Genomic DNA, 16,305 nt, shown 5'->3' on the forward strand with positions numbered 1-16,305 from the left:
TATGAAAAGATTTTTATTAAAAATATTGCCTTATTTTTTAGGAGTTGTCTTAGTTTTTGCGGTACTGGGAGCATTTGCCGATGGAAACACAGATGATAATTACAGGCATTTTGCGGTTCCGAAACCTCAAAATATTATTCTGGGAGATTCAAGAGGTTCACAGGCTGTAATTCCTGATGTTTTGCAGTCGAAATTATCGGTAGCTTTTGATAATTTTTCTTTGAATGTTGTAGAATCACCTTATGGAAAAGTGTATTTGGAAGCCCTAAAAAGAAAACTGGATCCGGAAACAAAAAATGGAATTTTTATTTTAACGGTTGATCCCTGGAATCTTTCTCTCAACAAAAATATTAAAAGTTTAAAAGAATATCCGGAAGAACATTCTCCACTGAAAAATATGTATTTTTATGATTGGTCTCCTAATTATGAATATCTTCTGAGAAATTATCCGAGAAGCTGGTTTAAGATCTACCTGGAAAGAGAGGAAACGGGAAAATCAAATACTTATCTGCATAAAAACGGATGGCTTGAAGTAAATGTTGATATGAATAAAGATTCGGTTGCAGCAAGGGAGAAAAATAAAATTGATTTTTATAATAAATTAGCTGCAGAAAATCAATTATCTCCGGAAAGAATACAGGCTTTTAAACAAATCATAAACTATCTTAAGCCTAAAGGAACGGTTTTTATTGTAAGAATTCCTGCTTCAAAATCAATTATTGAAATTGAGAATAAAAAATATCCTGATTTTAGCGGTTTAATGAATGGAATTGCTGATCAAAACAACATCAAATTCTTTGATTTTTCGGCTTCTTATAAAGAATATTTATATACAGATGGCAATCATATGTATAAACAAAGTGGTAAGACTTTTTCTTCGCAGATTGCAGATTCTATTTTGATGAATAAATATTAAAAAAGATCTCGGCGAAAATTAATATTATAAAGCCCTGATCTGATACTTGTGTAATCCGTGATCAGGTATTTGAAAATCATTCCCCACTTTTTGGCAACGGAAGAATTAGCTATTTCCCAGCTTCTGTGCATTCTTTTAATATGTGTTCTAATATTTTCGGGAATCGTAGGCTCGTTTTCTGCCCATTTATTGACTTCTCTCCAAAGCATTACTCTCGTAATGGAAGGTTTTACTTTGTTTGAATCTACTTGTGTAATTCTGTTGTTTTCGTGTACTCCTCGCATAGCGACTGCCTTATCCAAAATTCCGGGATGAAATTTAAGATAAAATGAACTTCTGAATAGAAATTCTGTATCCTGATGAAGCCTGAGATGGGTTTTAAAAACGGGCTGTATTTTATCCAATAAAGATTTTCTTCTTATCGTAAGACTGTCAATACTGAAAAGCCCGAAACTTCCTTTCATATTCAGTAGTCCAGGAAATACATCTTTGGGATCATGCTTTTTATAAACGGTTGTCAGGCGATCTCCGAAAAGTGGATAATACTGCTCTTTTGCTTTTTCAGAATAATAATGTACTCCTAAAGCTCCATAAACAGCATCGACTTCCTGGTCTTCAAACAGTTTTTTTTCAGCATCAAATCTGTTGGGAAGATAATAATCATCAGCATCAAGAAAAGCAATAAAATCTCCTGTCGCTTTTTCAATACCCAGGTTTCTGCTTGCTCCTGCTCCGTGGTTTTCCTTGTCCGGATGTTGGAAAAGTTTTACCCGCTCATATTTTTTTTCAAGTTGTAGACAAACTTCCAGCGCGTTATCGGGAGATTTATCTTCTACTAAAATAACTTCAGAAACCTCATCAAACTGCAAAGCGGATTCCACAGCTTGTGTAATATAGTTTTCGGCATTATAAACAGGAGTGATTACGGAGATTTTCATTTTATTTCTATACTGTAAATATATAGTTTATTTATATTTTGGGATTCATTAAGGCATGAAAGCGGTATCGTGTCTTTACAAGTTCTGGATACTTTATACAATTGATAAAATAGGAAAAGTATTTCCTGAAGCCATGTTCATTGGCAATTCTAAAGCTCAGGTAATTCAAACGTATTCTTTTCGAATATTCAGGCTTAAGTTTTACGGTGGTGCCCCATTCATACAGTGACTGTTGGAGAAGGAGATTGTTTTGGTAAAACTTTTTTGAATAAGGTTTTATTTTGGTAATTCTGTTGTCATCGTGCACTCCACGTATGGCTATGGCTTTATCAATAATTCCGGATTTTAAATGGCATACATAAGCCAGTTTTATAATAAAATCTGAATCCTGATGTACACGAAGTTTTTCGTTGAACTTTAAACCATGTTTTTCGAGAGCTGATTTTCTTAGTGTTAATGTATTCAGATGAAAAAACGTACCGAAAGTTTTAGGTGTTGAGCTTAAAAGTCCTTTAAATACTTCTTCTCCTTCAGCATGATAATTAACGGTAGTAAGTGTTGTATTTTTAAATTTATCCTGAAACTCTTTCTTTCCTTTTTCGCTTAAATATTCCACACCGATAGCTCCAAAAACACCGTCGATATTGGACTTACTGAATAATGTTTTTTCAGCATCAAATCTGTTAGGAAGATAATAATCATCGGCATCCAGAAAGGAAATATACTCACTTTGCGCTTTTTTAAGGCCCAGATTTCTGGTTGCTCCGGCCCCGTGATTGCCTTTATCGGAATGTTGATACAATTTTATGCGGGAATTTTCGGAGATAAGTTTTTCACAAACGGAAAGAGACTGATCTGTGGACGCGTCTTCTATCAGAAGGATTTCTTTTACTTCTTCAAACTGAAGGACAGAATATACAGACTTTTCTAAGAATTGAGCTGCATTGTAAACAGGAATAATAACAGATATACTAAGAGCCATTCTACAACAATTTGGAATTATGAGATGCCCATAAAGCAAGTTGCAGTAGGTTCCAGTGTTTTTGACCTTTATCCTGAAACTTTTGTGCAGCTTTAAAATCGATATAGTTAAAAACCTTTTGATTTTTATCTTTTAATAATTCATCAGAGAATGTGAGTAAGCTTTCTTCTTCAAACCAGTTTTCTATTCCAAGCCCGAAGCCTTGTTTATTTCTATTTCTGATGGTTTCTGTCCAGTAATAACTCATTGATTCTCTTAAAATGATTTTATCATTGTCTGAAGTTATTTTGAGCTGATCCGGAAGCTGAATGCAGAATTCTGCAAAGTCAATATCCAAAAACGGAGTTCTGACTTCCAAAGAATTGGCCATTGCCATACGATCAGATTTTACCAGCATATTTCCCGGAACGAACTTTTCAAGATCTGTTCGCATAATATCATTCAGAGAGTTTTTATAGGCTTTAAAACTGTAAGGCTGCTGATAGTCTTGAGTAATTCCTAAAGCAGTTCTTTCGTTTTTATCAAAGAAATTCCTTACTTCATTCTGATGAAAATCCAGAATGGAACCATACTGAATATTTTTCTGTGAAATGTAAGAGATCTGTTTTACGTTTTGATATAATTTCTGTCCAAACTGCGCCAGAATATTCTGGTAGCTGAAATGTTTCTTCATTTCATGTTCCACTTTGTAGAAGCTATAGCCACCAAACAATTCATCGCCCACATCTCCGGAAAGTACCACTTTCAGGTTTTTTCTTGCACTTTTACATATTTCAAAGTGGGGAACACACGATCGGTCGGCAAAAGGCTCATCAAGAAAAGGAGCAACTTTCAGAATTCCGGAAACCAGATCTTCCTTTTTTTCATGAATTTCAATGTGTCTGGTATTGTATTTTTCAGCGATTTCCTTCGCATATTTAAGTTCACTTTCTTCATGGTCATATCCAAAGCTGATGGTGGTCTGTTGCGGTAAAAAAGAATTTACCATGGCTACAACTGAAGAAGAATCAAGACCTCCGCTTAGAAAGCTTCCGACTTCAACATCAGCAATAAGCTGCTTTTCAATAGCGGTTTTCAACAGATAAGTAAATTCTTCTTTCGCTTCAGAAAGACTTAAAACACGGTCTTTTTTGGGAAGACTGTAATATCTTGAAACTTTTATTTCTCCATCTTTCCAAATTAACTGATGAGCAGGCGGAAGTGAAAATATATTGCTATAAATACTTTGGTAAGTACTTACATATCCATATTGAAGATAGTGAGAGAGTGCTTCTTGGTTGAGTTTAGGCTCTATGAGTCCACTTGCAAGAATAGCTTTAATTTCGGAGGCGAAAATAAATTCTCCATTTCTACCATGAGCATAATAAAATGGCTTTTCGCCAAATCGGTCACGTGCACAGAAAAGTTGTTGCTTTTCATCATCCCAGACAGCAAAAGCAAACATCCCAGGAAGATCATGAATCAGCTGTTCTTTTTTTCTCTGATACATGGCGAGAATTACTTCCGTATCAGAAGTTCCCTGATAAGGATATTCTCCATATTGTTTTTTGATGGACTGATAGCCGTAAATTTCACCGTTTAAAACAATGCATTCATTTTTTGTATTGGAAAACATAGGCTGTTTACCATTTTCTGAAAGATCAATGATGGATAATCTTCGGTGACCTAACACAATATTTTCAAAATATTCATGATGGGCAGAATCCGGACCGCGATGCGCAATAGCATCCGTCATATTCTGGATGGCATGGGTATAATTCTTGGCATCTTTTGTAATGATTCCGGCTATTCCACACATATTTTATTTCTTCTTCTTTTAAACAAGTAAGGTAGGTTTTTCACAGTAGAATATATCTTCTTTAGGATTTACCCCCATTCTTTTATATTTATCAGCAATATTAATTCTGTTCACTATAAACCCGGCGTCTTCTAAGCGCTGTACATAGTCCTGCCCATAGATTCTAATATGATCGAACTGCCCAAAAAGTTCTTCCCTTTTTTTGGGGTCAGAGATGGTAAAATCTTCCACAGTCTCCTGAGTATTATTAGAAATAGGAACTTGTAAAATGGCTTTTCCTCCGGGTTTTAAAACTCGTTGTATCTCTTTCATTGCTTTACTGTCTTCCGGAATGTGCTCCAAAACGTGGTTGCAGATGACAAGATCAAAATGATGGCTTTCAAACGGAAGTTCAAGAACATTCATATTTTGTACATAAGCAGGATAAGTGTAACCCGGTGTAAATAAATCTCCACAAATATATTCATCAAAATTCTGTTTCAGAAGAATATTGGATAGCTTAGGTTCGGGAGCAATATGTAAGATGCTTATATTTTTATTTTGTGGCAGATTGAGTTCTTCAATGATAAAAGCATATAACAATCTTTCACGGTCCCTGGAATGGCATTGGTAGCATCCTGCTGCTCTTCTTCCTCCTCCAACGACATCTTTTTCTATAAGAACAGGAAGATCATGCCCCACTATTTCCAGATCTTTGGAAGTGTAGCCGCAAAAAGGACAATAATAATTGTTTCCTGAATGAGCCTGGAGCTTTATTTTATTTTTAATTCTTTTGATCAGTGACATTTTTAGTTTTTAGGTGCTGATAAGTATATCAAATTTAAGTATTTAGAAAAGTCAAACCAATTTGTTTTACCTGATTTCTGATTTCTGAGAGCTTTTTCTCTTCTTTTGAAATTTTCCGGTATTTCTCAAGTAATGTTTTATATTCAGAGGTATTTCCTGTCAATAGGTTTTTGAGAATACTTTTCCGCAAAGATTTTTTTTCAAAAACGAGAGCATTGGGGAAATTAGGATTAAGTATTTTGGTTTCAATACTAAGATCTTCATATTTCTTAGGATCTACTTTTTTGAGATTCTGTTTTCCGTCATGTACCACCTTGCTTTCCGGTACAAGAAGTATCTTCTTTTGATGAAAATGGGCTCTGTTTACATATTCTATATCTTCTCCGTAATGAAAAAAGTAAGGATTGAATCCTCCCACTGTTTCGATCGTATTTCGGGGAATCAGCCAATGAGCGGCATTAATGAAATTCATCTCATACAATGGTTTTAGCTTCTGAAAATAAAGATCGGAAATTAATCGGGTTTTTTCAAAATTATGGGCAATATACTTATCTAAGAAAATATCAAGAAGTTGCTCGCTTCCATCCAGATGCATAGGACTTAAAATGCCTATTTCTTTTTGGTTGGAGTGGGCTTCATAAACTTTCAGTAATTTTTCAATACTATCAGAATAGATCCACGCGTCCTGATTCATTAAATAGAAAAAATCCGCTCCGTTTTTATATGCCTTTTCTATTGCGATATTGTTAGCTTTTCCAAATCCCAGGTTTTTTTCAGACTGAATAAAATCGATTTCAGGAAAATTAGTCTGAATGAAGTGTTGCGTTCCGTCTGTTGAGCCATTATCAATGACGATGCACGTAACGGGAACAGAAGATGATTTTAGACTGCTAAAACATTTTTTTGCCCATTTCATGGCATTGTAGGTGACAACTATGACGTATATCTTCGGCATTTAAATATATTTTTCGGCTATTTTTTTTAAATACATGGAAGCATCTTTTTCTGTAAAAAAATCTTTTACCTGATCCTCAAAATCAATTTTATAAAAATCACCCGCTTCGATTTCTTTATAAAAAGCTTTCTGCTTAATTTTGTTTTCAATAGCCATTATAATTTCTTTTAAATCATAATGGTGAGGATATGAGAAGTCAATAATTTTGTTTTGAATACTGTGATTAGATGTTCTTATGAATTCTGAAATATCTTCGATATCAACTAAAAGTCTTCTTGCTTTGGTATGCAATACGAATTCCGAATTTTGAGTAATCTGATGTTTGAGATAATTGAATAATGTATTGGGATTTCCTCCTCTTCCTACAATATTTCCAATCCTGAGAATACTGAACTGTTTTGAATGATTTTGAATATACTCTTCAATTTTCTTTTTGTGCTGTACATATAAACTGTCCGCTTTTGATCTGTCATTGATGCTCAATGTTGAAAAATAAATCAAAAGAATATCTGAATGCTGTTCGATATTTTTTTTAAGAAGATCAAATTCTCTTTGAAATTCAGAATCTCTTGTCTCCAGAGAATTGGATACTCCTGAAGCAAAGAATAAAATATTATCCGAATCTATATTTTTTAAAGATTTTGCAATAAGTCCGTTTCCTACGATCATTGTGTTTTTTTATTAATTTCAGATGAAAATCTAATATAGTTAAAATATTTCTTTAAAATTAGCATCTTATCTTGAAATGTAAGGTATTTGAAAGGAAAAAATTTTAATGTAAAGAGGATGTTTTTTGAAGTTATTGGATAATAGATAAAGTATTGATAAAGGAAAGAAAGGAAAATATTTTTTTCTGTTTCCGAATTTTTTTCATGGGGGAAGTTAGTCCCTATTTTTTCTTTAATTATAATGTTGGAGTCCAGCCATTTCTTGTCACGGTTACCCTGTGAAAAATGTTGAATTAAAATGTCATCAATCACATAATTCTGAAATTTTTTCGCCACTCTTAAGCTGAAATCAAGATCATAGCCATGAAAACCTTTTAATTCTTCGTCAAACCTAATGTGGGTATAGTTTTCTTTTTTTATGGCTAAAAAAACACCATCTACAGCGAAGACTTTAGTTCTGTTTTCTTTTGTAGAATGAATAGAAACGGAGTCGTTATTTTGTTTATTTCCCTGTAAAATATTTACAAAGTTATACTTTTCTGCAACGGTCCAGCTTGAAGGAGCTACGGGTACATAAGAAGAACCGGCAATCCCGATTAAACCGGTATTTTCTTGATCTAAATGCAAAATAAGTCTGTTGCCCCAATTTGGGGTTTTAAATACAATATCTTCGTGCAAAAAGACTAAATTATCAAATCGAGCTTTTTTTGCCCCTTGGTTATAAGCTTCACAGATTCCCATCAATCCCGGATTATCAATTTTGATTATTTCATAAGGCACACCAATAGTTTCTGCAATGTTTTTTTCAAGTGCAGAGAAGTAATGGGGAAGATAGGATGAAATAATGATGGATATCATGACTTATTTTTATTGGATCAGATCGTGGATGGTTTGAAAAATATCTGCTGTAAGTTTGCCTTCAGAATATTCTTCTTCTAGTCTGTTCTGGATCTTATGTCCGTAATTTTCTCTTAATTCTTTATTCTCAAGGAGATTAACTATTTCAGAAGCCATGGTATCGAGGTCCAGATAAGGAGCAAGTACTCCATAACCGTTTTCAAGGAATTCCACAGCGCCCCCACTTTGTTCGAATGCAACAATCGGTTTTTGAAGTTTAGCTGCCGTAAGCATCACTAAAGGGAAAGGATCTTCTCTCGAAAGCAAAAGGAAAATATCAAAAATATTGATATAATCGTTTGGGAATTTGTTGTGATCTACATAGATGATCTTATTATCAACCCCTAATTTTTCAGCATCAATTTTGGAACATTTTACAGGGCCTATGGTAGAAGAACCTCCGAGGTTAATGAATTTAAAATTAAGATCTGTTTTATCTACAATCTTTTTAACTAAAAGAGGAACCAAATCTGTTCCTTTTCTTAATTCCTGAGAACTTGCAATACCAATAACAATATCAGATTCGGATATGTTGAGTTCTTTTTTTAGTTGGGTTTTATCTTTGTGAATTACTAATTTTTCGTCTACAAAAGAATGTATTGCTTTTACTTTTTTAGGATCTGCACCATATCTGTTGATGAGGTTTTCTTTCACAGCATTTGATCCTGCAATGATCATGGAGACATTGGAGATATTCTGCAAAATAAAATCTTTTGAATAAGCGCTCTCCATACCAAAAGTAAGCTCATGAATGGCAACAATGGTTGGAATTCCTTTCTTGTAAAACGGAATTGTCCAGACTAAAGTTTCCGCGGTATTGGCATATACTAAATCGTAATTGTTTTGTAAAAGTTTGCCGGTTATTTTTTCAATCTGTTCTTCCTTTGTTTCCTGTTTTGGGAAAAAAGCAGCTTGAAATTTTTTGAAATTTCTGTTTACGAAAGACAAGGATTGATTGTAATAAGCGGCCACCATAATTTTCTGGTCAGATAATTTTGCAAAATCTTCATACAACTGTCCTGCTCTTAATAATAAAACATCTACGGTATAATTTTTTCTTTCGTTTTTAAGCTTTTTCAACAGGCTTAATACGAGAATAGGAGCGCCGGATAAAGAAGCTTCATGAGAAATTAATAATATTTTTTTTGTTTCGCTCATTTTTGTAAAGATTCAAATATTAAATTCTGACTGTTTTTTATGATTGTATTAGCAGGAACAGACTTGTGGATAACACACCCTGCTCCGATGATGCAGTTATCTCCTATGTTTACACCTTTTAATATCAATGTGTTACTTCCAATCCAGCAATTTTTACCAATTGTAATCGGACTTGTATTAAATTCTGTTTTATTGACAAAAAAATCAGGATTAAAACCGTATTGATGGTTATGGTCGTATAGTTTTACACCTTCACCGAATATAGTATTATCTCCGATTGTGATTTTTTCTAAACAATTAATAGAGGAATAATTATTAAAAAAAACATTATCCCCGATTATAAGATTTCCCTTTGGCAGAACTGAAATTATGCAGTAATCTCTCACAAAAAAACTTTCTCCAATATTTATATTGCCAAAGATACCTTCATTTCCTTTAAATATATTTATATCCTGAGGAGCAAAAGTATGATGGATATTGATGTTTGGCATTGAAGTGAAACGCCACCACATTTTTTGCTTCTCTTGTTTCTGCAGATCGATAACCAGTAAGGTTAATTTTCTTTTAATATAATTTTTTATTTTTTGGAACATTAATATAAATTTATTTCTTTAATTTTTTGATAATCTTTCTTTTAGTTATTTTTAAAAGATTCTTAAAGGATATTATATTAGCAAGATAATTGTAATCTTTAATCTTTAATTCTAGTGCTTTTTTTTCTTCATAAGGTTTTAAAAGTGCCTTTTGAAAGTTGTCATATTGTATTTTTAAATCAGTCAACACCTCCTGATTGTTTTTAAAATGTATGAGCAAGAATTTCAAGCAAAACATGGTATTTACGATTTGGCCAATGGTGTTCTGGGTACTCCACATTCCGCTGCCGACTCTGTAAACGGCCATTTCTTCAGGAAAATATTTTATAAGGCCAAAAGACGCATTCAAAAGGTGTAAAGGATAATCGCCAATGGGGGAATAAGGTAACCATTCAGGCAGAGTTTCCATGTTTTTTCTGAAAACAACAGACACTGTAATGATGAAATTTTCTTTACACAGATCCTGAATAGTATAGGTTTTTTCCTCATCAGGATTAGGATAAGTAAATTTTTCTTTCCTGTCTGTAAGTTCTTTTATTTTATGAAAAGTAATGCTGTACTCTTCGTTGTTTTCTAAAAAGTCAACTTGTTTTTGTAGTTTTAAAGGATCAGTCCAGTAATCGTCGCCCTCACAAGCTGCGATGTATTTTCCTTCTGTTTTTTCGTATGCATTAAGATAATTAGCATTTACCCCCATATTATTCTCGTTAAGAATATATTTTACCAATATATTAGAAGGGCATGTTTTAATAACCTCTCGAATGATTTCATCAGAGGAATCCGGAGATTGGTCGTTAGCGATAATAAGCTCTACTAAAAAATCTGTTTTTTGTAGAAAAACTCCTTCTATAGCCTTTTTGATATATTTTTCGTGGCCATAGGTAATCATAATGACGCTTACTTTGGGCTTCATAGCTCTAAATTCATTAACCATACGTGATCTCTGTCTTCTTTTATTTTAAATCCAAAATTCTCATATAAGGAAATTGCAGCTGTATTATGTTTTAAAACCTCTAAAGAATAATTTTTAAATTTCTTTTGTTTCAAATCTGTAAGTGAAAATGATATTAATTTTTTTCCCAGACCTTTTCCCTGAAAATCGGGGTGAATAGCAATAAGTGTCAAAAAAGCATTTTTTTGTTCAGGGTCATTGTTGTAATAAGAAATAAAACCTTGTAATTTTCCGTCTTCTATTATTGAAATAATTGAAGAATACATCAATATTTTCTGAACATAACTATCAGTATCCGAAATGTTTATAATAGCAGATCCTGCCAAAGATATTAAATTTTTAATCTCTTTTTCTATCATATTAATTCATATTGATCTAACATTTTTAAAATATCTTTTGGAGGATTAAACATCAAAATATCAATAATTGAAAGCCATGGAAGATATTTATTATTAAACTGTTTATAAGGAATATTATTTGGTTTTAAAAATAAAAGATTGATTTTGTGCTCATTAAAATAGTCTTTGTTATAAATTTCTGTTCCTCCAATAGCATTGATGTAATCCTGAGCATCAGACTCTTTTGTAATTCTAATTAATCTATCAGCTTTGTCAATACCCTTTGATTCTGAAAAATCTTGGGAAGAAATGAAAATTTTTTTATTAATCTCCAAATACTCTAAAACTTTCAGAATACTTTGAATGGCTAAATCTGAAATCGTTACAATATTGCGATTTTGAAGTAGGTCTTCTATAATAGGAATGACCGAATCATAAAAGGGAGCTTTTTTATAATTATTTTTTATAGTGATAAGAATGTTATCGTAATCTTTTGAAGACTTGTCAATATTTATTTCATTGATTAATTTGTTTTGGCTGGCCTTTATTACCGGAATGGTAAAATATTGAGCTTTGTTGTTTACCAATATCTGGTTTCTGTTAATCCAACCTTTTTTTATATAATGTACATCGTCATAAAATATAAAATTGTCTACAGAATTAATTAGTTGAAAATAACCAATATACGGAAATATGTAGGGTTGCATAATGGCTGTTTTCATATTAATTGTTTTGGATTCTTAACATTAGCCTGGAGATATGTTCTACTTCTTCAAAAGTAAGATCATAATAAAAAGGAAGGCATAAAACCCGTTTGGAAATATCTTCTGTAATGGGAAGCTCCATTTTTGGTAAATAGGGAAGTGATGAGGCAAGACTGGGATAAAAATATCTTCGTGTGAAAATTTCGTGTTTATCCATTTCCTGTTTTAATTTTAACAGTAAATCTTCACTTTCCAGTACAATCGGATAATAGCAGTGGGTGTCATTTGCCTGATTATGTCGTAAAGGTTTCACATGTTTCAATCCTTTAAGTTTTTGATCATAAAGTGCCGCAAGTGCCTTTCTTTTTTCATGTATTTTTGGAATATATTTTAGATTTACAAGTCCCATTGCAGCATGAAATTCTGAGTTTTTACCATTTAATCCCAGTTCTGAAAAAGAATCGAATCCTGAAATTCCAAAGTTTCGTATAAAAGCTAATTTTTTAAGTAATTCAGGGACTTTGGTAATCACTAGACCTCCTTCAATGGTATGGTATAATTTAGTAGCATGAAGAGAGCAGGTTGAAATATCACCATATTCGAAAATAGATTTTCCATTGATTTCTACCCCAAATGCATGTGCTGCATCATAAATTACCTTAAGATTATGTTTTTTTGCAATAGCCTCTATTTGTAAGACATCGCAAGGGTTTCCATACACGTGAGTAGCAAGAATTGCACTGGTTTTATCGGTAATTGCTTCTTCTATTTTATTGGCATCAATGCATAAGGTTTTAGCATCTATATCTACAAAAACAGGAGTGCATCCTTCCCAGACCAAAGAACTTGTGGTAGCTACAAAAGAAAACGGGGTTGTAATAACTTCTCCTGAAATTTCTAATGCTTTTATTGCCATTTGAATAGCAACCGTTCCATTGGTAACGAAAAGTAAATGTTTTAGTTTGAGATGGTCTTTAAGTTCCATCTCAAGCTGGCTGGCTAAAGGCCCCATGTTGGTAAGCCAGTTTCTTTTCCAGATACCGTCTAAATATTTTTCATATTCTTCCTGAGGCGGAAGAAAAGGTTGTGTTATGGGAATCATGAATAAATTTTTAATGTAAAGTTATGATATTTTCGCTATCAAGCTCAAACGGGATCCATTGTTCTTTTTCTCCACTTACCGTAAATTCAAGAACGTTATTAATACGCAGGTAAGGTGATTCTGTAGATGGTTCATATAATCCCATATCAAGTATGTATTTTCCTAACGTGAAAAGGGGATTTTTGACCGTCATTTTATAAGTGATCTTCGTGCCTTGCGCTATATTTTCTTTATGCTCTGTAGCTGAAATTCCTGCAATAGGTTTCTGTTCTTTGTCCTTAAATTCAAGGTATAGTACAGGCAGTTGCTCAACAGATTTATGAATTTTAAATTCAAAAGTAAGAGTGAAATCCTGATGACGATGTATTTCGTTATTTAAAAGATCCGTTTCTACAGAAACTAATTCAAAATTTTGGTTATCATATACTTTATTACGGCTGTTGTTTGAGAATTTATTATAATAAAGTTGAATTCCTTTTCCGATTTCTCTTCCCTGGTATTCAGCTTTTCCATGATCCATTAAGATGATTTCATTACAGATTCTTGATACCATCGGCATACTGTGAGAAACAAAAATAACGGCGGTATGGGGAAGTAATTCATCAATTTTACTAAAACATTTTAAGACAAAACCCAAATCTCCCACTGCTAATACTTCATCAATAATCAATACATCCGGTTCAAGATGGGCTGCCACAGCAAACCCCAAACGTACCTTCATCCCTGAAGAATAGTTCTGTACAGGCATATCTATAAAGTCTTTTATTTCAGAAAAGTCAATGATGGATTGTATTTTCTCTTCCACCTCTTTTTTGGTAAACCCCAGTATAGAAGCATTATTATATATATTTTCTCTTCCTGTAAGGATTGGATTAAAACCTGCACCTAGTTCTATCAAGGCACCTATTTTTCCTCTCATGACAACTTGTCCTTTGTCAGGAGCGTATAATCCGTTCAAGACTTTTAAAAGGGTCGATTTTCCAGCTCCGTTATGACCAATTAATCCGATACATTCTCCTCTTCTTAGTGCAAAGCTTACATTATTCACAGCCCAGAATTCTTGAGGTCTTAGTTCTTTATTGATAGGCAATCCCAGTGTACTTCGGATAATATCCGAGGCTCCGTACTTTAGGGAGCTTTTCAAGTTTTTGCTGAATTTTTTAGATACATTCTGTACTGATACTAATACTTCTTTATCTTTTTTCATTATCCTGCAATTTTTTCAATAACAATCGGCATCGATTTTCTGAAAATAACCAAGCCAATTAATAATACAATAAAGCTGATAACCGTTAAAACCCCTGTAAATATTAAAGACTTTACCTCTGCTCCTACTAAAATATTTCGGATGTCATTGATGAGATAAGTTAAGGGATTTAAATTAAATAAAAATTTAAAGGCTCCTGCTCTTGGTGTAGCGTATACAACTGGGGTTAGATACATTAAGAAAGGAATCCCGGTAATAAGTACTTTGCTTATATCAGTATAAATTAAACCTAATGGGGTAATGATTAATCCAATGGAAAAAGCAAAAATCGTTAAGGCGATAATGTAAAAAGGAAAAAGAATCAAGTTCCATGAAGGCACAATCTTATATATTATGAGAATGGCAACAACAGGTATCATTTTTATAGCCAAATTAAAGAAAGTAGTGTATAAACCTTTCATTAAAAGGGCTTCTTTCGGAAAATTAATTTTAGAAATAATAGCTTTTCCGGCATTTACCGAGGTGATTGGACTTTGGACAGCTTCAGCGAAGATATTCCAAAGAGTAGTTCCCAAAATCACAAAAACAGGGTAAGGGATATCACCAGGAGTGTTAATGTTTACTACACCCGAACCGTTTAAAAATAACCAGATTAAGGAGTTTATAATTACTGGAGCTAATATCCAAAAGAAGCCTAATAAAGACTGTCGGTGCTGAGATTGTATATCTCTTTTCGTCATTTGATAAGCTAAAAAATTGGACGACCTAATATCCAGATAAATCGATTTGAGCTCTTGGAAAAAATGTGTTTTTTTATCAGATGTGTATACTACGGTTTTCAAAGTAGATTTTTTTTTCAAATTTATAATAATTTGATTTCTGATTTCATATACTGTAAAATATTGGAACCGGAAAGTAACCACTAAGATATTAATAGTTGTTGTAATAAAAAAACTATCGAAAGATAATCGATAGTTTAACAATATTTTAAAAGTGTGAATTTACTTTTTTATTAAGTGTTTCAGATATTCACCATATCCGCTTTTACCATATTTTGCTGCGGTTTCAAGGAGCTTTTCATCGTTGATGAATTTATTTCTCCAGGCGATTTCTTCAATACATCCGATCTTAAAACCTTGTCTTTTCTCAATAACGCTTACAAATTCCGAAGCGTCATGGAGAGAATCGAACGTTCCGGTATCTAACCACGCCGTTCCTCTGTCTAAAACTCCTACTTCGAGCTTCCCTTTTTGAAGATAGACATTGTTGATATCTGTAATTTCTAATTCGCCTCTATGGGATGGCTGAATGTTTTTTGCAATTTCAACCACATCATTGTCGTAAAAATATAGTCCTGGAACAGCATAATTAGACTTGGGTTGTAAGGGCTTCTCTTGAATAGAAACCGCTTTGAAGTTATTATCAAATTCTACTACCCCATACCTTTCAGGATCAGAAACATGATAGGCAAAAACAACTCCTCCGTCGGGATTGGTTTTATTCTTTAACAAAGTTCCCATTTCGGATCCGTAGAAAATATTATCACCTAAAACCAGAGCAGCGGGATCATTTCCAATGAACTGATCTCCTAAAATGAAAGCCTGTGCCAATCCATCCGGACTTGGCTGGACAACATATTCTATGTTGCATCCGATCTGTGAACCATCTCCTAAAAGCTTAATAAATCCTGCTTGGTCATGAGGTGTTGTGATGATCAAGATGTCTTTAATTCCTGCCAACAATAATGTCGATAGTGGATAATAGATCATTGGTTTGTCGTAAACAGGCATCAACTGCTTGCTTACAGCAATGGTAAGAGGATATAATCTCGTTCCTGAGCCTCCTGCTAAAATAATTCCTTTCATTTGTTTTTCTTTTTAATATATTTTATATATATCAAGATGTTGTCATTGAGGAGATTGCAGTAATAATAACTGGTTAAAAACATGGATTTTTCTTTGTCAAAACCTCTGTCAATTGATTTATAAAAATCAATAAGCTTAGAAATTTTATCATTATCAACCCTGCTGAATGAAGAATATATACAATATTCCGCAAAAGTTTTATAATCGAACTTTTCTTTTATTTGCTCTTTTTGAGAATCTGTAAGCTTAAGCTTTTCGGAATTCAGCCACAAATACTCTGAAACATAATTTTTTACAGACTGCTCATAATTACTTGTGATAATGAGCTGGTCTATAAGAGCTATTTTAGCCTCATTCCGAGCTAATGAAATAGGGGGTAACTGCAATTCCTGTCCAAAAGAAAACGAAGCTAATAATAGAAATATAAAGCTAATAAGAGATTTCAT

The 16,305-nt window shown here is 33.1% G+C and carries 18 protein-coding genes; 1 reads left to right on the plus strand and 17 read right to left on the minus strand.

Annotated elements, in window-relative coordinates:
• The first annotated feature begins 1 nt into the window (after position 1).
• Complete coding sequence (locus P0Y62_14805) at positions 2 to 916, plus strand: hypothetical protein (protein WEK69107.1); 915 nt, start codon at positions 2 to 4, stop codon at positions 914 to 916.
• Here P0Y62_14805 and P0Y62_14810 read toward each other — a convergent pair.
• The 17 genes from P0Y62_14810 to P0Y62_14890 form a co-directional block, all read right to left on the minus strand.
• Positions 913 to 1,854: a glycosyltransferase family 2 protein gene (locus tag P0Y62_14810; protein WEK69108.1), complete on the minus strand. Its 942-nt coding sequence runs from the start codon at positions 1,852 to 1,854 to the stop codon at positions 913 to 915. The two genes, P0Y62_14805 and P0Y62_14810, sit on opposite strands and share 4 nt — an antisense overlap.
• A 31-nt stretch (positions 1,855 to 1,885) precedes the next feature.
• A complete protein-coding gene (locus P0Y62_14815; GenBank protein ID WEK69109.1) occupies positions 1,886 to 2,836 on the minus strand; it encodes a glycosyltransferase family 2 protein in 951 nt (316 codons plus the stop codon).
• Between the two features lies 1 nt (position 2,837).
• Entirely contained in the window at positions 2,838 to 4,634 is a 1,797-nt protein-coding gene (gene asnB / locus P0Y62_14820) for an asparagine synthase (glutamine-hydrolyzing) (GenBank protein ID WEK69110.1), read from the minus strand.
• Between the two features lie 18 nt (positions 4,635 to 4,652).
• Positions 4,653 to 5,420: a methyltransferase domain-containing protein gene (locus tag P0Y62_14825; protein WEK69111.1), complete on the minus strand. Its 768-nt coding sequence runs from the start codon at positions 5,418 to 5,420 to the stop codon at positions 4,653 to 4,655.
• A 34-nt stretch (positions 5,421 to 5,454) separates the two neighbouring features.
• Positions 5,455 to 6,375 carry a glycosyltransferase family 2 protein gene (locus P0Y62_14830; protein ID WEK69112.1) on the minus strand — a complete coding sequence of 307 codons (921 nt, stop codon included), beginning with the start codon at positions 6,373 to 6,375 and terminating at the stop codon, positions 5,455 to 5,457.
• Positions 6,376 to 7,044: a hypothetical protein gene (locus P0Y62_14835; GenBank protein ID WEK69113.1), complete on the minus strand. Its 669-nt coding sequence runs from the start codon at positions 7,042 to 7,044 to the stop codon at positions 6,376 to 6,378.
• On the minus strand, positions 7,041 to 7,901 hold the full coding sequence (locus P0Y62_14840) for a glycosyltransferase (GenBank protein WEK69114.1): 861 nt from the start codon (positions 7,899 to 7,901) through the stop codon (positions 7,041 to 7,043). Before P0Y62_14840 ends, P0Y62_14835 begins: the two co-directional genes overlap by 4 nt.
• Before the next feature lie 9 nt (positions 7,902 to 7,910).
• Positions 7,911 to 9,098: a glycosyltransferase family 4 protein gene (locus P0Y62_14845; protein ID WEK69115.1), complete on the minus strand. Its 1,188-nt coding sequence runs from the start codon at positions 9,096 to 9,098 to the stop codon at positions 7,911 to 7,913.
• Positions 9,095 to 9,691: an acyltransferase gene (locus tag P0Y62_14850; protein ID WEK69116.1), complete on the minus strand. Its 597-nt coding sequence runs from the start codon at positions 9,689 to 9,691 to the stop codon at positions 9,095 to 9,097. The genes P0Y62_14845 and P0Y62_14850 overlap by 4 nt, the downstream gene beginning before the upstream one ends.
• A gap of 10 nt (positions 9,692 to 9,701) precedes the next feature.
• Entirely contained in the window at positions 9,702 to 10,604 is a 903-nt protein-coding gene (locus tag P0Y62_14855) for a glycosyltransferase (GenBank protein ID WEK69117.1), read from the minus strand.
• A complete protein-coding gene (locus tag P0Y62_14860; GenBank protein ID WEK69118.1) occupies positions 10,601 to 11,002 on the minus strand; it encodes a GNAT family N-acetyltransferase in 402 nt (133 codons plus the stop codon). Before P0Y62_14860 ends, P0Y62_14855 begins: the two co-directional genes overlap by 4 nt.
• Complete coding sequence (locus tag P0Y62_14865; protein ID WEK69119.1) at positions 10,999 to 11,703, minus strand: WbqC family protein; 705 nt, start codon at positions 11,701 to 11,703, stop codon at positions 10,999 to 11,001. The genes P0Y62_14860 and P0Y62_14865 overlap by 4 nt, the downstream gene beginning before the upstream one ends.
• A 1-nt stretch (position 11,704) precedes the next feature.
• Positions 11,705 to 12,787 (minus strand): DegT/DnrJ/EryC1/StrS family aminotransferase, encoded by a 1,083-nt coding sequence (locus tag P0Y62_14870; GenBank protein ID WEK69120.1) that lies wholly within the window; start codon positions 12,785 to 12,787, stop codon positions 11,705 to 11,707.
• Positions 12,788 to 12,797: 10 nt separating this feature from the next.
• Entirely contained in the window at positions 12,798 to 13,994 is a 1,197-nt protein-coding gene (locus P0Y62_14875; protein WEK69121.1) for an ABC transporter ATP-binding protein, read from the minus strand.
• Complete coding sequence (locus tag P0Y62_14880; GenBank protein ID WEK69122.1) at positions 13,994 to 14,734, minus strand: ABC transporter permease; 741 nt, start codon at positions 14,732 to 14,734, stop codon at positions 13,994 to 13,996. The genes P0Y62_14875 and P0Y62_14880 overlap by 1 nt, the downstream gene beginning before the upstream one ends.
• A gap of 261 nt (positions 14,735 to 14,995) precedes the next feature.
• Positions 14,996 to 15,859 (minus strand): glucose-1-phosphate thymidylyltransferase RfbA, encoded by an 864-nt coding sequence (gene rfbA / locus P0Y62_14885; protein ID WEK69123.1) that lies wholly within the window; start codon positions 15,857 to 15,859, stop codon positions 14,996 to 14,998.
• Entirely contained in the window at positions 15,856 to 16,305 is a 450-nt protein-coding gene (locus P0Y62_14890; protein WEK69124.1) for a hypothetical protein, read from the minus strand. The genes rfbA and P0Y62_14890 overlap by 4 nt, the downstream gene beginning before the upstream one ends.

The organism is Candidatus Chryseobacterium colombiense, from assembly GCA_029203185.1.
GTDB classification, from domain to species: Bacteria; Bacteroidota; Bacteroidia; order Flavobacteriales; family Weeksellaceae; genus Chryseobacterium; species Chryseobacterium colombiense.

Bases quoted from the DNA above. Each gene is read 5' to 3' on its own strand.
- P0Y62_14805 (WEK69107.1), top strand. From the start codon at position 2: ATGAAAAGATTTTTATTAAAAATATTGCCTTATTTTTTAGGAGTTGTC.
- P0Y62_14810 (WEK69108.1), bottom strand. From the start codon at position 1,854: ATGAAAATCTCCGTAATCACTCCTGTTTATAATGCCGAAAACTATATT.
- P0Y62_14815 (WEK69109.1), bottom strand. From the start codon at position 2,836: ATGGCTCTTAGTATATCTGTTATTATTCCTGTTTACAATGCAGCTCAA.
- asnB (WEK69110.1), bottom strand. From the start codon at position 4,634: ATGTGTGGAATAGCCGGAATCATTACAAAAGATGCCAAGAATTATACC.
- P0Y62_14825 (WEK69111.1), bottom strand. From the start codon at position 5,420: ATGTCACTGATCAAAAGAATTAAAAATAAAATAAAGCTCCAGGCTCAT.
- P0Y62_14830 (WEK69112.1), bottom strand. From the start codon at position 6,375: ATGCCGAAGATATACGTCATAGTTGTCACCTACAATGCCATGAAATGG.
- P0Y62_14835 (WEK69113.1), bottom strand. From the start codon at position 7,044: ATGATCGTAGGAAACGGACTTATTGCAAAATCTTTAAAAAATATAGAT.
- P0Y62_14840 (WEK69114.1), bottom strand. From the start codon at position 7,901: ATGATATCCATCATTATTTCATCCTATCTTCCCCATTACTTCTCTGCA.
- P0Y62_14845 (WEK69115.1), bottom strand. From the start codon at position 9,098: ATGAGCGAAACAAAAAAAATATTATTAATTTCTCATGAAGCTTCTTTA.
- P0Y62_14850 (WEK69116.1), bottom strand. From the start codon at position 9,691: ATGTTCCAAAAAATAAAAAATTATATTAAAAGAAAATTAACCTTACTG.
- P0Y62_14855 (WEK69117.1), bottom strand. From the start codon at position 10,604: ATGAAGCCCAAAGTAAGCGTCATTATGATTACCTATGGCCACGAAAAA.
- P0Y62_14860 (WEK69118.1), bottom strand. From the start codon at position 11,002: ATGATAGAAAAAGAGATTAAAAATTTAATATCTTTGGCAGGATCTGCT.
- P0Y62_14865 (WEK69119.1), bottom strand. From the start codon at position 11,703: ATGAAAACAGCCATTATGCAACCCTACATATTTCCGTATATTGGTTAT.
- P0Y62_14870 (WEK69120.1), bottom strand. From the start codon at position 12,787: ATGATTCCCATAACACAACCTTTTCTTCCGCCTCAGGAAGAATATGAA.
- P0Y62_14875 (WEK69121.1), bottom strand. From the start codon at position 13,994: ATGAAAAAAGATAAAGAAGTATTAGTATCAGTACAGAATGTATCTAAA.
- P0Y62_14880 (WEK69122.1), bottom strand. From the start codon at position 14,734: ATGACGAAAAGAGATATACAATCTCAGCACCGACAGTCTTTATTAGGC.
- rfbA (WEK69123.1), bottom strand. From the start codon at position 15,859: ATGAAAGGAATTATTTTAGCAGGAGGCTCAGGAACGAGATTATATCCT.
- P0Y62_14890 (WEK69124.1), bottom strand. From the start codon at position 16,305: ATGAAATCTCTTATTAGCTTTATATTTCTATTATTAGCTTCGTTTTCT.